The 3915-nt window shown below is 50.0% G+C and carries 4 protein-coding genes and 1 pseudogene; 4 read left to right on the top strand and 1 reads right to left on the bottom strand.

Annotated elements, in window-relative coordinates; translation table 11 throughout:
- The 3 genes from ABYW01_RS16125 to ABYW01_RS16115 all read left to right on the top strand — a co-directional run.
- Window positions 1-1253 (top strand): ABC transporter ATP-binding protein (locus ABYW01_RS16125; protein ID WP_372834628.1); only part of this gene is annotated, 1253 nt, incomplete at its 5' end.
- A gap of 30 nt (window positions 1254-1283) precedes the next feature.
- On the top strand, window positions 1284-2402 hold the full coding sequence (locus ABYW01_RS16120) for a phosphatidylserine/phosphatidylglycerophosphate/cardiolipin synthase family protein (RefSeq protein ID WP_372834627.1): 1119 nt from the start codon (window positions 1284-1286) through the stop codon (window positions 2400-2402).
- 13 nt (window positions 2403-2415) lie between these two features.
- Complete coding sequence (locus ABYW01_RS16115; protein WP_372834624.1) at window positions 2416-2880, top strand: glycine zipper 2TM domain-containing protein; 465 nt, start codon at window positions 2416-2418, stop codon at window positions 2878-2880.
- 113 nt (window positions 2881-2993) lie between these two features.
- On the opposite strand, the gene ABYW01_RS16110 is transcribed toward ABYW01_RS16115, so the two are convergent.
- A complete protein-coding gene (locus ABYW01_RS16110) occupies window positions 2994-3194 on the bottom strand; it encodes a hypothetical protein (RefSeq protein WP_372834621.1) in 201 nt (66 codons plus the stop codon).
- 463 nt (window positions 3195-3657) lie between these two features.
- On the opposite strand from ABYW01_RS16110, the pseudogene ABYW01_RS16105 reads away from it, so the two are divergent.
- Window positions 3658-3915 (top strand): annotated as a pseudogene (locus ABYW01_RS16105) (exopolyphosphatase); the annotation flags it as partial.

The raw sequence follows: 3915 nt of genomic DNA, 5'->3' as shown, positions 1-3915 counted from the left end.
GGCAACTGGCCCTGTTTATCCTGTTTCTTAATCCCGTGGTGATTTATGTCACGATGGTGATTGGTAAAAAAGTTAAGCACCTGAAAAAAGATGAGAACCATGCCTTTGAGATCTTTCAGGGCGCATTAACCGAAACACTGGATGCCATTCATCAGATCCGTGCGGCGAATCGTGAGAAACACTACCTGAGTCGGCTGATTGATGAAGCGCGTCATGTGCGTGATCGCTCGACTGCGTTTGAGTGGAAAAGCGATGCCGCTACGCGTTTCAGTTTTGTGGTTTTTTTAGTGGGTTTTGACCTGTTCCGTGCGTTATCCATGCTGATGGTGGTTTTTTCCGGTCTTACCATCGGTGAGATGATGGCGGTATTTGGTTACCTCTGGTTCATGATGGGACCAGTGCAGGAGGTACTTGGTATTCAGTATTCCTTCTATGGCGCGCGCGCGGCACTGAGTCGTATCAACCGCCTGTTGGACCTGAAAGAGGAGCCGTATTTCGAAGAGCAGATTAATCCATTTGCCGGTAAGCGAACCGTCTCTTTGCAGATGGAAAATGTGCATTTTGGCTATTACTCCGATCAGGAGGTGCTGAAAGGGATTACGCTGAATATTGAAGCCGGTCAGAAAATTGCGTTAGTCGGGGCAAGCGGTGGCGGTAAGTCCACGCTGGTACAGGTTTTATTGGGCTTATATCCCGCCCAGCAGGGACGGGTGTTATTTGACGGCGTACCGGTAGAAAAAATAGGTCTGGAGCGTGTTCGCGAGCACCTTGCAACGGTATTGCAACAGCCCGCATTGTTTAATGGCACCGTTCGAAGCAACCTTATGATGGGCAGGGACTATAGCGATCATCAATTGTGGCATGCATTGAAAGTCGCGCAATTGGATAGCTTTGTCGCAGAGCAGACTGAAGGATTGGAAACCCGTGTGGGACGGCAGGGGATTCGTCTGTCCGGTGGGCAGCGCCAACGATTGGCGATTGCCCGCATGGTTCTGTCCGACCCTAAAGTGGTGATACTGGATGAGGCGACTTCGGCTTTGGATACTGAAACCGAGTTCGCGCTGCATCAGGCGCTGCAAACCTTCTTGCAGGGACGCACCACCATCATCGTTGCCCACCGCCTGAGTGCGGTTAAACAGGCTGACCATGTTTACGTTTTCGAAGACGGCCAGATAGCTGAGCAGGGCGGTCACGAAGAGTTGTTGGATATGGACGGCTTATATGCACGACTGTATGGGGAACATCAGCACTAAATGATGTCTCTCCCGGATTAAAGAGAGATTATGCGAAAACGTTTTCAGTGGCGTGAGGGGAACCAGATCGATCTGATGGTCGATGGGGAGGTGTTTTTTCCGGTGATGCTGGAAGAGATGCGTAAAGCACGCCACAGCGTGCTGCTGGAGTTCTATCTGGTCGCATCGGGTACCATCACCACCCGCTTTATTGAGGAGATGATCGCCGCGGTCAAACGTGGTGTGATGGTGCGGATGATCATCGATGGCTTCGGGGCCCTCAAGTTTAATCAGAACGATCGTAAGCGACTGCAATCCGAAGGCGTGCAGGTCATCGTGTATAACCCACTGCACGCCACTAAGCTGACCCGAAACTTTGCCCGCGATCACCGTAAATTGCTGATTGTGGACCAGCAGGTCGCGTTTGTGGGGGGGACAGGCTTAAGTGATGTGTATTGGCTATCGGAAGCCAAAGGCAGCCCGTGGCATGAGTTGATGAGCCGGGTGGAAGGCCCGGCGGTGGTGGATTTGCTCAACGTATATAACGCGCTGTGGGAGCGTTGCTCCTATCAAAATTTGCCATCTGCACCGGATTCGATGGCTCCGGTGGGCGATACTAAGGTACGTGTGACCACCGTACAGGGCATGTATCAGCAAGATATCAAAGTTAACTTTTTGCACCGGGTCAATCGTGCCCAGACACGTGTTTGGCTGATGACTGCTTATTTTCTGCCATCGTTTTCTGTGCGTAGCGCACTGCGTCGTGCTGCGCGCCGCGGCGTCGACGTACGGCTTATCATTGCCGGTCCTTATACTGACCAGCCGTGGGTGTTTCATGCGTCCAAACGTTATTATCGCGCTCTGCTCAAGGCCGGGGTTAGAATATACGAATATCAGCCGCGTTTTTTGCATGCGAAAGCGGCTGTCGTAGATGACTGGAGCAGTGTAGGTTCCTGTAATCTAGATCATTGGAACTTACGATGGAATTTAGAGGCTAATATAGAGGTCGAAGATTCGGCCTTTGTGGTGCAGGTCGGGCAGGTGTTGCGGGATGATATGCATCACTGCCACGAAGTGACCTACGGTGCCTGGTCACAGCGGCCCTGGCATCAAAAAATGCGTGAATATATCTGGGCATGGCTGGCTAAGCTGGCGCTGAAAATTCGTTAATGAGGAATTGGGTATGAAAAAAATAGGTGTATTGCTTTCCGCGGTACTGAGTGTGTCATTGCTTGCCGGGTGTGCAGGTGATCTTAGCGGTAGCACCTATTCCCGTGAAGACGCGCGTAAAGTGCAGTACGTTCGTTATGGAATCGTTGAATCGGTGACCCCAGTGGTGATTGAGGGGCGTACGGATGGACCGATTGGCAGTGCAGCGGGCGCTATTGTGGGGGGGATTGCCGGCAGCACGATTGGTGGTGGCAGGGGCAGCAATATTTCTGCGGTTATTGGTGCTGTTGCAGGCGGTATTGTCGGTAACAAGATTGAAGAATCGGCAACCCGCGCTCAAGGTCAGGAACTGACGATCCAGATGGAATCCGGCGAGATCATCTCTGTGGTGCAGGAAGTACAGAACAAAGAGTTCTTCCGTCCGGGTGATCAGGTACGGGTATTGGATCGCAATGGCACTGTGCGTGTGGCTTATTGATACTTACCCTCTTCTTCATCGATGAGACATAAAAAAGGCCCGCTGTTTAGCTGGGCCTTTTTTATAAGCTGCCTATGCGGCAGTGAACGTTCGCGCTGTCAATTTTCATATTGTCAGACTTTTTCTGAGGTGCCGAGCAAGATGCAGGTGGTGTTGGCGATGGGGATATTCCAGTAGCGTGAGCGGCTGCCCTCATCGGTGATGTATTCAACCCGGCCACCGTTCACCAGCACGCGGCAGTATTGCAGGTAATAGAGATTGGCGCGTTTAGAGTGCAGGATCGTTTTCAGATCCGAAGGGGATAGCTCATCCATAGCCGATTCATCCTTTTTAGAATGAGCGTTAATATCGGTGAACAGAGGGTTGATCGTCAAGCAGGTTAGAACTATTGCCCGTGTTCGTCGTACAGCATTGGCTGCCGCATCGGGCCTCGGGTGGGGGGCTCGCGTTTGCAGTACGAAATATCAGCCCCGATCAAGCTCTGTACTACTGTTGTCAATGAATCTGAGCGGGGTGGGTGTTTAATTCAAACAAAATGCGATTTTATTTGTTTTCGTATTATCTTTCTTTTGGTGTTGGTTGTCTTTTTGTGTGTATGTCCTTATCTATTGAAATATATGAAATAATTCGTGTTTTGTTTTCGTGTTTGGTTAGCTGTTCATACATGGGTATCACTTTTGTTTGAGTGTTCATTAAAACAAATATTGGATAAAGTCTTTGGCGCTGCTTAAAGCTGTGGTAGTTTTAACAGCAGTTAAATTTTGAGGGAATGAACTGATGGCTGGTGGAAAATTTCGACTTGTTACCCGAAGCGACTTTGACGGTTTAGTTTGCGCGGTTTTGCTGAAACATCTGGACCTGATAGACGACATCAAGTTCGTCCATCCTAAGGATATGCAGGATCGTAAGATTGATATTACCGAACGTGATATCACGACGAACCTGCCGTATGTTCCTGGCGTCAACATAGCCTTTGATCACCACCTCTCTGAAACCATCCGTAACGAAACTCTCGATAACCATATTATTGATCCT

Origin of the sequence: Pontibacterium sp. (genome assembly GCF_041587635.1) — a bacterium.
Classification (GTDB): domain Bacteria; phylum Pseudomonadota; class Gammaproteobacteria; order Pseudomonadales; family Balneatricaceae; genus Pontibacterium.
The sequence above is the reverse complement of the archived record's forward strand: the minus strand, read 5'-3'. Positions and strand labels throughout refer to the sequence as shown.

Bases quoted from the DNA above. Each gene is read 5' to 3' on its own strand.
- ABYW01_RS16120 (WP_372834627.1), top strand. From the start codon at position 1,284: ATGCGAAAACGTTTTCAGTGGCGTGAGGGGAACCAGATCGATCTGATG.
- ABYW01_RS16115 (WP_372834624.1), top strand. From the start codon at position 2,416: ATGAAAAAAATAGGTGTATTGCTTTCCGCGGTACTGAGTGTGTCATTG.
- ABYW01_RS16110 (WP_372834621.1), bottom strand. From the start codon at position 3,194: ATGGATGAGCTATCCCCTTCGGATCTGAAAACGATCCTGCACTCTAAA.